Source organism: Agaribacter marinus (assembly GCF_030160655.1).
GTDB lineage: Bacteria > Pseudomonadota > Gammaproteobacteria > Enterobacterales > Alteromonadaceae > Glaciecola > Glaciecola marina.
Genome location: NZ_BSOT01000006.1, coordinates 73,203 through 87,647, shown reverse-complemented (window position 1 = coordinate 87,647; position 14,445 = coordinate 73,203). Strand labels below are relative to the sequence as shown.

The window sequence follows — 14,445 nt, the reverse complement described above, 5'->3', positions numbered from 1 at the left end:
GAAATCATTAGCTTTCGCAGCATCTATCCACTAATCCAAAGTAAGTTTTTGAAAAGTACAAAAGTAACTGTTGTTCGAATTGTCTTGCGACAACACGGATGGTAGAGCGCGCCTATTATTTTTGACGTTTGTCCAAAACAAATACAAATTCAGTAGCAAATCTAATTGGTATTGGGCTGTACGGTATCTTTTCATAATCAACCGGTATAACCCCAAAACTCAACCAACGCTTCCAGCGCACAATTGGCCAGTGGTCTCGTTCAACTTTGAGCACGTTAAACCCTGCACTATGGAACAGCAAACGCCATTCCTTTAATGTCTTAGCATCTTGGTGACCGTATTTATTTTGCAAACCTAAAGTACGTTTAAAAAATTGCCAAATGAAAGTGTTTGAATTACGTACCATAAAACAGTACTTAGCATTCTCATCACCAATCCTATGCAATTCCTGAAGTACCTTCTCCAGATTTATCATTCTCTCTAGAGACCCTAAACAAGTAACCATATCGAATTGCTTAGAGTCAAAAGGCAGTGATTCAGCATTTGCTGCGTGAACGTCTGCATTCGGTACATATTGTTTACAAATTTTTACCGCTTCGTCTGACAAATCGACCCCTGACACCTTTAGACCATTTTCATCAGCATTTTTAAGCATAAGACCTAAACCGCATGCTACATCTAAAAATCGTTGTCCCGACTGTGCATTTAAATGGCGTAAAAAAATCCTATAAGCTTTCAAAGGTCTTAAGTAATCAAAACCTTTCGTTTTATATATATTGTTAAACCAGCCTTTAATGTCCTCTTGATTAGTTTGTTCCATTTAAATATATCGCCTTGTATTGTCAAAGTACTTATCAAATTTATCGCCAAACATTGATCGCAAAAAATCTTCCTCTAATAAAATTCTGAAATGCATATTCACGCTATACAGAATAAAACCCAGCAAAGTAATCCAATTAGGTACGAGGAGAAAAATTCCCCAATAGCAAATATACATACCTATCAATATTGGATTGCGTGAAAATCCAAATATTCCCGACGTTTTAAGATCAAAACTATCGTCCTGTTGAGTATTTTTATTTCGTATATTGATGACCGATCCAATGGCAATTATTCGACCAGCAAGAATGAACAAAACTGCAGTGATTAAAACAAACGTAGATTTAAGTTCGTGGATAATTATCATATCCACCCACTCTAGCGGAATAAAAAAAACACTTATCGGAAACACAAAATTAAGAACGGATAACACTGTCGGAATAAGCAACATTCCCAACTTCAAAAGTAAAGGTAGCTGCCTTGTTTTTCTTAACAATCCGTCTTTTTCGAACTTAAGCACACCCGCATCAACTTTATTTACAAATAATAACTGATATGTCGACGCAACACTCGGCACTGGCAATACAACGATTTCAAATAGAATGGATAAATACGTAACAACGAGAATAAAAAAAACAAAATTTAGTTCAAACATGACAACCTACTTCTTAGCTCAGCACAAGATGCTTGATGTTCATCTAGCCTAACATTCAACGCATCTGCATTTTTGAGTGCTGCTATTTTTAAATTTTCAAAAAACATTGGCTCATAAAATATGCGACGCAAACACCTTGTAAACGACTGCTTGTCATTCGACAGATAAACAGTTGAATCTTTGTTAGTGCTCTCTCTTACACCACCCACATCATTTACCACTATTGGAAGACCAAATGAACACGCTTCGGCCAGAGCCATTCCATAAGTTTCAAATTCGGTTAAAGAAACAAATACGCTTGCTTGTTGGTATTCTTCCCACAGCAGTTCTCCAGATAGATCAAAACGTAACCTTACTCTCGATTGAAGCCCTAATTGATCAACAATACTTTGAATTTCGGATAGATAATCTGTGTCTGAAAAATATTGGCCAGCTATAAAAGTAATATTCCATGGAACATCTGTAAAATCTAAAAGCCCTTGTATGACCTTTAGTTGACCCTTACCGACATGAATATTGCCAACACACAAAATATTCAGCGCATCATCATTACAGGTAGTTTTTTTACGCCTAACTCGCAATTGTGCTCTCGGTACACCTACCTGAGGTTTTAAAACAACAGAAATGAAACTTTCATGCAAACGTTGTAGATACTTCTCAGTAAATTCACTTGTGCATATTGTAAATTCCGACCATTTTAGAATTTGTTTTTCAGCATTGAGTAATACTACTTTTTGAGATTTTCCTGCATTTAGTCGCAGGCCCATGGGCAAATGGCAAAGATACACAATTTTAAAGTTGTAGTGGCGTTTTTTTAACACTCTAACAAATGGTTCACCAACAATACTATCAAGAATAATTACGCTATGAGGTAATAGGGAGCTTAACCATTGTTCAAATTTAATTTCTGAGTTTAGTTTATACACACAAACACCTATACCCCACTCCGAGAGAACAGAGACAAGCTGTTTGTTATATAAATTTCCGCCAGAGATATTCTCTAGCTCTTTTTCAATAATTAAATACAAATTTCAATGACTTTTTTGCGGATTAATTTCATGTATCCATGGTTGTTGACATAAACCAAGAACGTCTATATGTGACATCGTTACCTTACATTGAATTACGCCAAAAGGTAAAAAAAGTTGCACACTCAGAGAAATACTGCAACTTTTAAGAAATAGTGTCGTATTACTCGAATACCACCACGACGTGCACCTAGTGATAAGCACCGGTATTCGTGCAACATTTTTTGTCAGTGATATTTCTGTGACAATTGTGTGATTAAGTGAGAGATTCGATTTGAAAAATGAACGATAAAACATGAAACGTAGCAATTTAATTGATTTACTTCAGGATCATTTATGACCGCATTTTACAAGCGCTATAATCAATACATTCCGCTCGGATTGGAGAAATGGTCAGACTTTCATGCCATTTTGCTATTTTTTGGAACAATGTTAGCGATGTTTTTTCAGTCAATGGGCTTTTTTGTTACGATAAGTGGCTTGTCTTTTTCTCTCCTCATATTAAGTCATATTAACTTCTTGAGCAGCTACCGGATATTTGCGGGTCTCGCAAATTGGCTAACGCTCACTCGCTTACTATTGGTAATGTTTGCAATATTAAACTTTCAATCTTTTAGTTCAAATATCTTATTTGTGACAATAGCGGTCTCGATGGCGCTAGATGTCATTGACGGATTCGTAGCAAGAAAACTGTCAACATCATCAGATTTTGGACGCGTTTTTGATATGGAAGCAGATGCTTTCTTAGTCACCGCATTGGGCCTATACTTCTATCTTACGACAGACCTAGGTGTTTGGTTGTTACTGCCAGGTTTAATGCGGTATATGTACAGGCTTACACTATTAGTTTTCCCTAAGCCCTTTTACAAAGAATGTAAAAAAAACTACGCGGCTTTTCTAGCGGGAATCAATTTCTTGATTCTACTTATCGCTATTATTTTACCTAACCCTTTCAAAAATTTAGCCTTAGCGATAAGCGCATCTATCGTGTTAATTTCGTTTAGTATTTCATACATAGAGTATTTCCGGCATGAAAACAAAGAAACCTAAAAAAACTGAAGTGCACGCGTTGTATGATCAGTTGTTCGTAACTGAATCAAAATACAAGAAAAACAACCTGTACCCCATTCATAAAGTATTGGCTTTTTCGGAAAACGATATTTGCGATATTTATCAATGGATAGAAAAATATATCGGCTTTCCAGAAACAGGTGACATATTAGATGCAGGATGCGGCGTTGGTTGGGGAACTTCATTTATTGCCCAACATACTGAAGCTAAAGTGTTAGGTATCAGTATTAGTCCAAATGAAATCGACCAAGCCCATATGGTTCACCAGACTCAAAAAGGAACCTCTGAAAACCAACTAAGCTTCGCTTGTTTATCTTTCGATGAAGTGAAAGATAAACAATATTCGATGATAATTGCAGTAGAATCCATCAAACACAGCCCCAATATCCAGCTCACACTGATCGGTCTTATAAATGCACTTACACCTGATGGTACATTAGTAGTGGTCGAAGATACTTTGCAAGCTATCACCTGCAAAAATCAATTAGGCGCACTTATGTCCGACTGGCAACTAAGTGAAGTACTTAGTCAATCGCATATGGATCCAAACAACCTCACTAACGCAAAAGATTCTGTTGAGTATCAACAATTTGATTTTACACACCTAATGCAGAATACGCCGACCTTGCTTACCAACCTAAAACTCGGAATCATGACTGTTTTATTAATGATTAAACCAAAACATATGGGTTGGCAAGCTTTTAGAGGTGGATTTATATTAGACAAATTATACAAAAAAAAACGTATGAAGTACTTAGCTCACATATATAGGAAAATAAATTAATATGTTGTTTTGGTTAGGTTTTGTTTCCATCAACATCTTTTGCTTTCTACCGTATTATTTAATCAATATCAGACAGCAAGCCAATCCATTTTCATTCTTGACGGAAAAGCGTGTGCGTCACCGCAAGTTGCATCAGTTATTATTTAGCAAATTGGAATTTTCTGACCCTTTCAGGATAAATGCTGAATTTAGCCTGATTCTACTAATCTTACTGATATTCAAAACGCCGTTGTCTGTGACTGTATATATCAGTACAGGGATACTACTTATTTCTCAAATATATATTGTATACCTGTCGGTCATGATTTTTGTGTTTAGCCGTACACCAGCGTTTTTAAGCGATTTATCTCTAATTAATACAGGAATCATTATCTTTAAAAGTCGCGCAGTGGCGCTAATAATTGGGCTTATTTGCTTTATTGGATTACTAGGTTACCTCGCTTTTCACGTTAACCAATGGTTAATAATCACTTACTATAACTCTGCGTTTTTGCTACAGAATACTGTAACCATTTTAGTACTTTTGACTATTGTGATATTTGGCTTATTGGATTGGAAAAAACGAACGACACTAGCGCTTTTAGATTGGCGTAAATATCGTTATAAGGATTTGCACTGGCGCAATGTATTTTCGACAACGCATCACTTGATTAGAAACATCATGTTCTGCAAAAAATACAAAACCATCTTGTTACAGAGCAAAGCATCTTTTCAACAAAAAAACCTTTTTTCTAAGGTTAAACTAAAACGGCAACCAAATTTTGTCTTTATTTGTGTGGAATCATACGGAGCAAGGGTTTATAAAGATCCTAAACTGGCAATGCACTTAGAAAGCACTATTCAAAACTACCGTGAAAAATTTTCTCATGCTGGTTTGCATGTAGCGTCACACTTTTCCACTTCGCCCATTTTTAGTGGTGGTTCTTGGCTTAGCTACACTACTTTTATGTACGGCACCAAAGTCGAGAATATACAGCTTTACGATACACTATTTGAATCCACAAATAACTTTAGTGAATACGAGTCCATCTTTCATTTCATGCATCGCAATGGTTACCACAATTTGCTTTGTTGTCCTATGGGCGGAGTCTCTGACAAAGATATCAACTGGGACCCAATCAAACGCTGCTTTCAACCAGACGATATTGTGGATTGGAAAAAGTTAGATTTTACCGGAAAAAAAATACCATTTTTTGGTTTGCAAAAAAGATTTTGTGCACCCGATCAATACGTAATTAATCATGGGTATGAGCGCGCTAAATCACAGATTGAAAAACCTGTATGTGTGTTTTACTGTACAATGAATTCGCATATTCCTTGGATATCTCCAACGAAAGTGGTCGAAGACTGGCGCAGTATAAATACATTAGATTACATGCCCGAACTCTCCACCGACACTATGAAAAGTAACCACGATAAATACTTGGCATCAATAAACTATCAACTCTCAAGTGTGTTTGATTTTGCCCTAAATAATCAAGATGACGATATGGTGCTCGTAGTATTTGGAGATCATCAGCCACCGCTTATTGCTATTCCTCGTATGGGTTTAGAAACACCCGTGCATATTATTAGTAAAAACGAGCCCTTTATTGATACATTTAAACACTACGGGTTCAAAAAAACCATGAATTTAAGAGGACACAAATCACACATTAAACACGAAGGGTTCATGAGCATTTTTGCTACTGCGTGCAATCAAATCCTTGGTGAAGATCCATCTCTTGATCTCCCAATACTATCCAATGGTGTAGAACTCAATGAAGTTAATGATTCAACCGATTAGTAAATGCAGGCAAATAAATTAATGGATACTTTAGCACAATATTGGCCACAAATACTTAAGTTAAAAGAACGATGCAAAAGCATCCCAGACGATGTAAACATAATTGGATTTAATCTGTCGACCATCGTATTTTTCAACGATGAAAGTGAACTTGCAAAGGCTCAGAATTCTCAGTTTGACGTATTGATTAGCACGCTTGTACTTAGAAGTATTAGCTGCGAGCCAATCACCATATTTAATCAATGTTTGTATTTATACTTTGTGACAGATATGGAACATCATTTAAAGACACATTTACAATTGTATATACCACTCGCGACCATAAATATGCATCACAGGCACCGGTCATTCGTTGTTACCCATATGGCGCAAAGCTTAGATGGTAAAGTCTGCACGATTTCTGGCACAAGCAAGTGGATTGGCAACACGGAAAACCTGAAGCATGCGCATAGGATACGTGCGTTAGTCGACGGCGTCATTGTCGGTGGGAATACCGCTAGAAGTGAAAACCCAAGCCTGAATGTACGGCATGTGGAAGGGCCTAACCCTGCAAGGATCATTCTATGTAATTCGTCCATAGCCTTAGAATCTTTGCCCGATATCACAAATATGAGAAACTTCTTACTGTGTAAAAAGGACTGTGTAGAGGACATAGATTCAGACAGTATTTCTTTAACTCACTTGAAAATCATTACTTATTCTGGCGATGAACAAGGGCAAGCAATTAGTTGTGCATTGGCAAATTTGCGAAAAGAGAATGTCACGTCCATCTTACTTGAAGGCGGACCAACCACGATCAAAGCATTTATGCAAAGCAACGCCATTGATTGGCTGCAACTGCATACTGCCCCGCTTATTTTTGGCTCTGGGCATTCGTTTGTTTCACTACCAGAAATAACTGAAGTCAATCAGGCAAAAAAATTGTCAAATGTCGTGTACACGCAAATGGGTGATGCGATGGTTGTCACAGGGCAGCTTTAAATATGAGTAACCTAAGTTTATGGCATATCAACTCAACTCATTCAGAACTAAGAGAAGAACCGACACCTCTTCAGCAAGAGAGCATGGCTGAAGAAAAAATAATACATAGCCTTTATTCGCTTATATCGACCGGCACAGAAAAAATGGTTGCACTGGGAAAAGTGGACGACAGATTGTCTGAAAAAATGTCTGTACCCTACATGGATGGCAACTTTAACCTACCCATAAAGTATGGCTATTCATTGGTCGGCAAAACCTTAGACAATACTCTCGTACATTTACTACACCCACATCAGCAAATAGCGAAAGTATCTTCAGACGCGTTGTTTACGCTACCAAACGATATACCTGCACGCCGTCTAACGCTTGTCAGCAATATGGAAACAATCGTAAACGCGCTATGGGACAGTGAACACTTACTTCTTAATGATAGCAATACTATCAACGTCGCTATTTGCGGCTTCGGCAATATCGGCGCTTTACTCGCTTGCACCTTACATCAACTAGAGATTACCAACATAACCATTATTGAAGCCGACCACTGGCGCAGACACAAGGCAGCGTCATTAGGTTTTGAAGTACAATCGTCGGAACAACCCTTGGACGAATTCGACCTTATATACCACACCACTTGTTCATCATCAGGTTTGCAATGGTGCATACAGTCCGCAGCATTTGAAGGCACCATTGTGGAATTAAGCTGGTATGTTGATAAACCCGTCTCGATAATGTTAGGTGAACACTTTCATTACAACCGTTTAAAACTCATAAGCTCTCAAGTATCCAATATCCCTAAGCACAAACCGAAAGAAAGTTACGTTAGCCGAAAGTCTTACGCTATCGAATTGTTAAGACAGTCAATATACGACGAATTATTTGCAGATGACGTTCTTCTGGCTGATTCCCCAGATTTTTTTAAGGCGATGCGCAGCGGTAATACGCCCAACGGTATAATTTGGTGTATCAAATATCCCTAAAACAATAAAACATATTGAAAATAATTAACATAAACAACAAATAAAATTAGGTGAGTACTATGTTTGCAGTAAAAATTAGAGAATCCATTATGATCGCACATTCCTTGCCAGATCCGTTTTTTGGCCCCGCGCAAAACATGCACGGCGCAACGTATGTGGTTGATGTCGAATTTCAATCCCCTGGACTAACAGCACAAAACGTTGTGCTTGATATTGGTGAAGCCAAGGCCGTTACGCAAAAAGTGTTGGCAAATCTAAATTACAAAAACTTAGATGAGGAGCCTCAATTCTCAGGTCAGTTGACCACCACGGAGTTTTTGGCGAAGCACATTCATGATGAAATTAAAATGATTACTGCCGACGTGTTTTCTGGCACGATAAACGTCTGCCTAGGCGAAACTCACGACGCATGGGCGTCTTATCAGGGTAGTTAACTCCTGTAAGTACTAAATAGGTTATTATGAGTGTCAAATCAAAACTAGGCTGGTTACTTTCCAAATTGCTTTATGAGTGGAACCCCATAAAGCATCGTCGTAAACAGAAATTTTATGCTAATTTCATTGGCAACGGTGATTTGTGCTTTGATGTGGGTTCTCATCTTGGCGATCGTGCCGACACATGGCTAAGGCTTAACGCTCGGGTTGTCGCATTTGAACCTCAACCTAACTTTGCTGACTACCTTTCCCAGAAATTTGCAGCCAATACTCAATTCAATTTAGAAAGAGTTGGCTTAGGCGAAGCACCAGGAAACGCAACCCTCGCCATAAGCACCTTGTTTCCCACCTTATCGACGTTAGCCGGTAATGACTGGGAAAAAGAACTCACAGCAGCGTCTAATTTACGCATTGAGTTTGATAAAAAAATAACAATTGAGACTTCAACGCTCGATGCAATGATTCAGAAATATGGTACGCCACACTTTTGTAAAATTGATGTAGAAGGCTTTGAGTTGCAAGTATTAAAAGGCTTGTCGGTAGCCCTCCCATATATCTCGTTTGAGTTTCTCAGTTTCAGTGAAACACGCATGCAAGAGTGTTTAGATGTACTCAAATCTCTTGGTTATAAGCATTTCAACTGGTCTTACAAAGAAACCTTTCAAATGCGCTTTGACCATTGGGTAGATGATCATCAAGTCGTTAACGATATCAAACAGTTTAAAAAGGGTATTTTTTCTGGTGATATATATTGCCGGTTTGATTCGTGCAAATAGCGCATTTTTTATACCTGTGTTAAGAAAATAGTCATTATTTTAGACAACATGTAAGAAAATCAAATACTAAAAGACTATTAACAAAAACGCTTGGATACGGACCAGTAGTGACACCCAAATTCGACGACCTTATGGACGAGTACGCTGCCTTGCTTTCTCGGGTAGCGGCAAGCTATGAAGCCAGCTTAAGTTTACGCCAAGAACTTTACCAAGAGATATGCATTGCTGTTTGGCAAGGCGTTCAGCGTTACAAAGGTGATGCCAGTATTAAGACCTACATACTGCGGATTGCGCATAATAGAGCAATTACCCACGTGATAAAAGAAGCCAAAACACTCAAAACACATGCCCAAGACAGTGTTGAACAATCGATAATAGACGAAAGTTCGGCTGAAAATAATCACGACCAAATGCTGATTCAAAATCAGCAACTAAGTACCTTATTGATAGCTATCCGAGCACTAAAACTACCAGCCAGGCAAGTAATAACCTTGTTTATGGAAGGTTTAACTTATCAAGAAATCAGCGAGGTCACCGGTTTAAATGTATCAAACGTTGGTGTACTGATTACTCGCACGAAACAAAGTTTAAGGAGGCAATTGAGCCATGACGAATAATAGCGATGCCTTACCCTCTGTCGAGGACAATAATGAGCTGGCTGCGTTATGGCAGCAGCAGCCTGCATTGAATGTAAATGTAGAAGAAATTGTTAACTTGGCTAAATCACAGCGGCGAAAACAACGCTTCTATATCTCCATTGATTTACTCTCAATACTGCCTTGGCTAGTGATCCTAAGTGTAGGCATAGAGCTTAGCACATTGTTAAAAATATTCTTTTTAGTCTGTGCGAGTGTTGCAACAACGATTTCTGTGTATTTCATTAAATTACGCTGGCACTCTGCTTTCGGCCAATTTAATAACACAACCGAATATATAAATGCTTGTCTTCAACAACTACGGAACAATGCGCGCATAGCTAATTTAAGTATGCACCTAGGTTGGATTGCTGCAAGTGGCGGAATTGCGGTCGTATTAATGCAACTTTATTTTGGTGAAGACGAGGTGATTGGCGCAGCTGTCAGAATATGTATTTTTATTATTTGGTTCTCTCTTTGGGGAATCTGGGCATATAAACGCGAAAAGCGCTTTCTTAATGAAGTAAAAGCCTTAGAAGCAAAAGTCACAAATTAATATTCGATTAATGTAATAAAACAAAATATGCCGAGACTACATAGCTAAGAAGAAAGACTAGGTTTAACTTTACATAGGAATACACCGATGGAAACCATAAATAACTTTTTAGCCCAGCTCGCTGGATTAACGATGCTTCAGATTGCACTTATTAGTATTTTAGTCATCGCGGTATGGTTCTTACCCGCAATGATCGCTGTGGTACTCAATCCTTCCCACGCCAAATATATCTTAGTTGCGTGTATTCCTGCAGGCTTTTCTCTCATTGCATGGAGTGGATTGTTAGTGTGGGCGTGTACTGGCAAAGTATTTGAGCGCTACAAAGATAAAGTAAAATCTGACATAAAGGCTACCTAAGTCGTCCACTTTGCAACAATGTTGTATACAGGTTTATTGCATCTGTTCCGATATATGAGTATTGAGTAAAAATATTGTTGGAAATCAAGCATGCTAGCCAAGTATCACGGGTTTACACTGATTGAATTGATAATTGTGATTGTCATCCTAGGCGTAATTGCGGTCATCGCTGCACCTAAGTTTATCGATGTGAGTGTTGACGCAAGAATAGCAAAACTAGAATCACTAGCGGGAAGTATGCGCACAGCTGCAAACTTAGCAAACTACAAAGCGGAAATAGACAACAAAACGGACTGTGCCAGCGATCCAACCATTGAAATGGGTGGACAAACCATCACACTGCGATGCGGTTACCCTTGCCCTCACCCGAGTGGCATTGCAAGGGCAGTAACTGCAGATGATGATAGTTATCAATGGATTGGTGGCAATTGTGCCGGGCAGTTAGGGGCAATAGACGTGCGCTTAAGAAACGCCCAAGATCCAAGTGACTGTCGTGTTCGCTATACTTCAGCGAGGTCAGATAGGGCAGCACGGGTAGAAATATTTAGCGATGGGTGTTGATGGTAAGACCTTTGCTTAAGGGCTTACCTGCTCATCTTTCAGTCGAGAAACCCAATCTGTCATCGTCGCAAATGAGCCTAAGTTAGTGCATCGTGAACAAACTATACAGCACAAGCACACCTTAACTGACGCGCTTGTGCCCAAATACAAAGGTTTTATTCGTCCTCTAATTTCCATGTTCTGACCCAGTCAATACGCATAGTATTAATGGTATCGTCTGCTAAATCAGATTTTGGCGGCAAACCGCCTAACCAATCAGCTTCATTGGTCCATAAGTCGAAAATAATTTCTAAGTCCCTGGTAAATTCACGTTCATATATTCTGCCATCATTATGGTCACCCACCAGCACACTGCCTGCAGGCTCACCATTCAAATAGAATTGAATATTTTTTTCGTCTTTCCACCATACGCCATAGATATGATAGTCCTCATTCCAACCTTTATCTCGCAGTGGGTTGGCTTCTAACAAATTGGATCTTAGGTAATTGCCTTTTTCTCTAACGGTTTGTGGAACTTTAGTCTCATCAGCCTGAAAGTACTGTGAGTTCATTTGATTGGGGAAATCAGGCTGGCAATTACATGATGGCTTTGAATTGTTTTCAATAACATCAATCTCATCTCGGTTATCAATATTCCCGTTGTTTAACCAATACGTATTGTAGGCAGAGATATGTGCCGTTTTAATTCTCGCTTCTGTATACATCGGGTATTTCGCTTTGGTTCGACTATGTATTCTTGCCGTCTGAAACCAACGATCCTCTGGATTTGCCTCGTTTAAGGTCGCCTTAATCCATAACTTTCCATCGCTTACGCCCGAGTTTTCACTAGTATTTGACATAAAGACAGGTACGCCATAGTTCCAGGTAGAATTAAACCATTTAGATGAATCAAACTCATCGAACTCATCAGACATGGCATCAAACTTGACCCATTTTTTACCGACTGGCGTGGTGTCATCAATCGACACAAAAGAAGGAAATGCGGGATCCATGTTGTTAAAATCGTCGGCAGTTGGGCCATTGTTAACAAGCACTTCATTGACCGTTACAGAGACGGTCGCGGTTTGCGAATCACCGTCTACATCAGTAATGGTATAGACAAAACTGTCTGAACCAAAAAAATCTGCATTGGGCACATATTCAAATACGCCATCACTTATTTCAATGACAGACCCATTGGTAGGTGCACTTGATAAACTGTAGTTGTCACTGTCCCCACCATTTGCGCCAAGCTGATCATTTGTGGATACATCATGTTGATTAGACACGCCCGGCGTACTATTTTCATCAACCACAAGTTGATCGTCATTTGCTACAGGCATGGTATTTACTGTTTCAGGTACCGTCGGCTCATTGTTACCAGAACTGCCTCCACCGCCGCATCCGCTTAGTGAGAGTGCTACAACTGGCAAGATAAGAACTTTTGGGTGTGCTAAAAAAACTTTTGACATTAGCGACTACTTCTCCAATTAATATGAATGTAAACCCATCGATTATTATGACAGGGATGTACTAAATAGGATTCGCAAGAATGTTTGTGTGTGCGATTTATTCGGGGCTTAATATAAACTAAACGTAACTAAACACCAATGTAATGGTTGAATCTATTGATACGAGTACATTAGCTATACAACACCGTACTTCAGACTGCCAAATACACAGCCGGAATAAAAAGTGTATGGCTTATCTGACAGGATAGAAGCACTAATTCTTTCACCGAATGTTAAAACTAAACATAGGGGAAACAACTGAAACGACGCCGTAGCAGTTTACCTATGTATAAACGAATCAATCACCATCCAGTACCGTCGCCGTTCTGTCGGTAGTTTATTTCCGAAAATTCATATCGACAAACAAATAAACGGTAGATATCTACCGGAAAAATGCTAGTATATTCAAATAAACGGTAACAAACTACTTAATCAATCATGCAAACCGTAACACTACAATTATTTAATCAGGGGAAATGGTGGGATGCCGCTACACTGAGTTTCTCCGGAGAACAACTCAGTGCAAGTTGTTCTTTATCATATAATCCCGACTATATTGCAGCCGCAGCCAATTATGATACAAGAGACAGCTGGGCATGCAGCATGAATGCGCCAATAGGTATAATCCCAACTGATTACCCACACTGGCCAGCTCTGCAAGCAAGTTTCAGCAAAATTATGCTTTGCTGATTAACGCATGTATGTCACCCGTGACTTTTTGAACCATGTATTTGGAAATTCGGATAACCATGGACGAAATATTTCCTTCTTAAAATTTGATGGTGATATTCGTTTTGCGCCTATTTATGACTTTGCTCCCATGAAAGCTGATCCCGAGTTGGTTACGCGTTTATTTAAATGGGGTAATAATTGTGAAACAGGTGGACAGATTAACTTTGCGAAAGTAGCCCAATCGCTTTCGGTTTTTTGCGACCCTGAAGAATTGGTTTTATTTTTGAAACAACTAGCAGAAAAGTTAAGTGACTTACCAGCGCTATTACAACACCTAAATTGTCCAGCTGAGATCTTAAATTTCCCTGCAATTGGTTTTCATAACATAAAGAAAAAATTAGCAGAAATGGGAGTGTATGATGGTTAACTTATCTGCCGAGGAACGAAAACAGATTCTCGCTGAACTAGAAACAGATCTCATTAAAAATATAATTACCATCGGCGAATTAGTCAAACAAGTTCGAACTAGGTTATATGGCATGACGCAAACTCAATATGCCAAATTTATCAAAGTATCAGACAAAACACTCCGTGATATTGAAAAAGGCAATACAGACCCTCGATTCTCGGTGTTGAATAAAATTTTAGCGCCGGGCGGATTTCAATTAAGTGTTAGGGCGGTTCGTCGAGAGTTATAAATACTAATGTTGCAGACTCACATCGTCGTTGACAACGTAGCGTCATTCACAACATGAGTATTGAACAGCCGCTCTTTACATTGAGCGGCCATTGGGTAGTAGTTCTCAATGACAAAAAAGAGTGGATATAGAACTACCAAATGTAAATGACTGTTTCTCCATGAA

17 protein-coding genes are annotated in these 14,445 nt (G+C 38.8%); 13 read left to right on the top strand and 4 right to left on the bottom strand.

Annotated elements, in window-relative coordinates:
* Positions 1-115 precede the first annotated feature (115 nt).
* The 3 genes from QQK00_RS11275 to QQK00_RS11265 are packed head-to-tail and all read right to left on the bottom strand — an operon-like array spanning position 116 to position 2,502.
* Positions 116-820 (bottom strand): class I SAM-dependent methyltransferase, encoded by a 705-nt coding sequence (locus QQK00_RS11275; RefSeq protein WP_284217677.1) that lies wholly within the window; start codon positions 818-820, stop codon positions 116-118.
* Positions 821-1,474 carry a methyltransferase family protein gene (locus QQK00_RS11270; RefSeq protein ID WP_284217676.1) on the bottom strand — a complete coding sequence of 218 codons (654 nt, stop codon included), beginning with the start codon at positions 1,472-1,474 and terminating at the stop codon, positions 821-823.
* Positions 1,462-2,502 (bottom strand): glycosyltransferase family 4 protein, encoded by a 1,041-nt coding sequence (locus QQK00_RS11265; protein ID WP_284217675.1) that lies wholly within the window; start codon positions 2,500-2,502, stop codon positions 1,462-1,464. The genes QQK00_RS11270 and QQK00_RS11265 overlap by 13 nt, the downstream gene beginning before the upstream one ends.
* Before the next feature lie 336 nt (positions 2,503-2,838).
* On the opposite strand from QQK00_RS11265, the gene QQK00_RS11260 reads away from it, so the two are divergent.
* The 11 genes from QQK00_RS11260 (at position 2,839) to QQK00_RS11210 (ending at position 11,420) form a co-directional block, all read left to right on the top strand.
* On the top strand, positions 2,839-3,552 hold the full coding sequence (locus QQK00_RS11260; RefSeq protein ID WP_284217674.1) for a CDP-alcohol phosphatidyltransferase family protein: 714 nt from the start codon (positions 2,839-2,841) through the stop codon (positions 3,550-3,552).
* On the top strand, positions 3,533-4,357 hold the full coding sequence (locus QQK00_RS11255; RefSeq protein ID WP_284217673.1) for a class I SAM-dependent methyltransferase: 825 nt from the start codon (positions 3,533-3,535) through the stop codon (positions 4,355-4,357). The genes QQK00_RS11260 and QQK00_RS11255 overlap by 20 nt, the downstream gene beginning before the upstream one ends.
* A 1-nt stretch (position 4,358) precedes the next feature.
* A complete protein-coding gene (locus QQK00_RS11250) occupies positions 4,359-6,143 on the top strand; it encodes a sulfatase-like hydrolase/transferase (RefSeq protein WP_284217672.1) in 1,785 nt (594 codons plus the stop codon).
* A 21-nt stretch (positions 6,144-6,164) separates the two neighbouring features.
* Entirely contained in the window at positions 6,165-7,124 is a 960-nt protein-coding gene (locus QQK00_RS11245) for a RibD family protein (protein WP_284217671.1), read from the top strand.
* Positions 7,125-7,126: 2 nt separating this feature from the next.
* Entirely contained in the window at positions 7,127-8,101 is a 975-nt protein-coding gene (locus QQK00_RS11240; RefSeq protein WP_284217670.1) for an MDR/zinc-dependent alcohol dehydrogenase-like family protein, read from the top strand.
* Between the two features lie 59 nt (positions 8,102-8,160).
* Entirely contained in the window at positions 8,161-8,535 is a 375-nt protein-coding gene (locus tag QQK00_RS11235; protein WP_284217669.1) for a 6-pyruvoyl trahydropterin synthase family protein, read from the top strand.
* Between the two features lie 26 nt (positions 8,536-8,561).
* On the top strand, positions 8,562-9,311 hold the full coding sequence (locus tag QQK00_RS11230; RefSeq protein ID WP_284217668.1) for an FkbM family methyltransferase: 750 nt from the start codon (positions 8,562-8,564) through the stop codon (positions 9,309-9,311).
* A gap of 107 nt (positions 9,312-9,418) precedes the next feature.
* A complete protein-coding gene (locus tag QQK00_RS11225; RefSeq protein ID WP_284217667.1) occupies positions 9,419-9,928 on the top strand; it encodes an RNA polymerase sigma factor in 510 nt (169 codons plus the stop codon).
* The gene (locus tag QQK00_RS11220; RefSeq protein WP_284217666.1) at positions 9,918-10,502 is read left to right on the top strand and encodes a hypothetical protein; all 585 of its coding nucleotides are present in this window, start codon (positions 9,918-9,920) and stop codon (positions 10,500-10,502) included. The genes QQK00_RS11225 and QQK00_RS11220 overlap by 11 nt, the downstream gene beginning before the upstream one ends.
* An 87-nt stretch (positions 10,503-10,589) precedes the next feature.
* Positions 10,590-10,859, top strand: a complete 270-nt coding sequence (locus QQK00_RS11215) for a superinfection immunity protein (RefSeq protein WP_284217665.1) — start codon at positions 10,590-10,592, stop codon at positions 10,857-10,859.
* A 90-nt stretch (positions 10,860-10,949) separates the two neighbouring features.
* Positions 10,950-11,420, top strand: a complete 471-nt coding sequence (locus QQK00_RS11210; RefSeq protein ID WP_284217664.1) for a prepilin-type N-terminal cleavage/methylation domain-containing protein — start codon at positions 10,950-10,952, stop codon at positions 11,418-11,420.
* A gap of 155 nt (positions 11,421-11,575) precedes the next feature.
* Here QQK00_RS11210 and QQK00_RS11205 read toward each other — a convergent pair whose 3' ends face one another.
* On the bottom strand, positions 11,576-12,871 hold the full coding sequence (locus tag QQK00_RS11205; RefSeq protein ID WP_284217663.1) for an Ig-like domain-containing protein: 1,296 nt from the start codon (positions 12,869-12,871) through the stop codon (positions 11,576-11,578).
* Between the two features lie 757 nt (positions 12,872-13,628).
* Here QQK00_RS11205 and QQK00_RS11200 point away from each other — a divergent pair.
* A complete protein-coding gene (locus QQK00_RS11200) occupies positions 13,629-14,009 on the top strand; it encodes a HipA domain-containing protein (protein ID WP_284217662.1) in 381 nt (126 codons plus the stop codon).
* On the top strand, positions 14,002-14,280 hold the full coding sequence (locus tag QQK00_RS11195; RefSeq protein WP_284217661.1) for a helix-turn-helix transcriptional regulator: 279 nt from the start codon (positions 14,002-14,004) through the stop codon (positions 14,278-14,280). The genes QQK00_RS11200 and QQK00_RS11195 overlap by 8 nt, the downstream gene beginning before the upstream one ends.
* Positions 14,281-14,445: the final 165 nt, after the last annotated feature.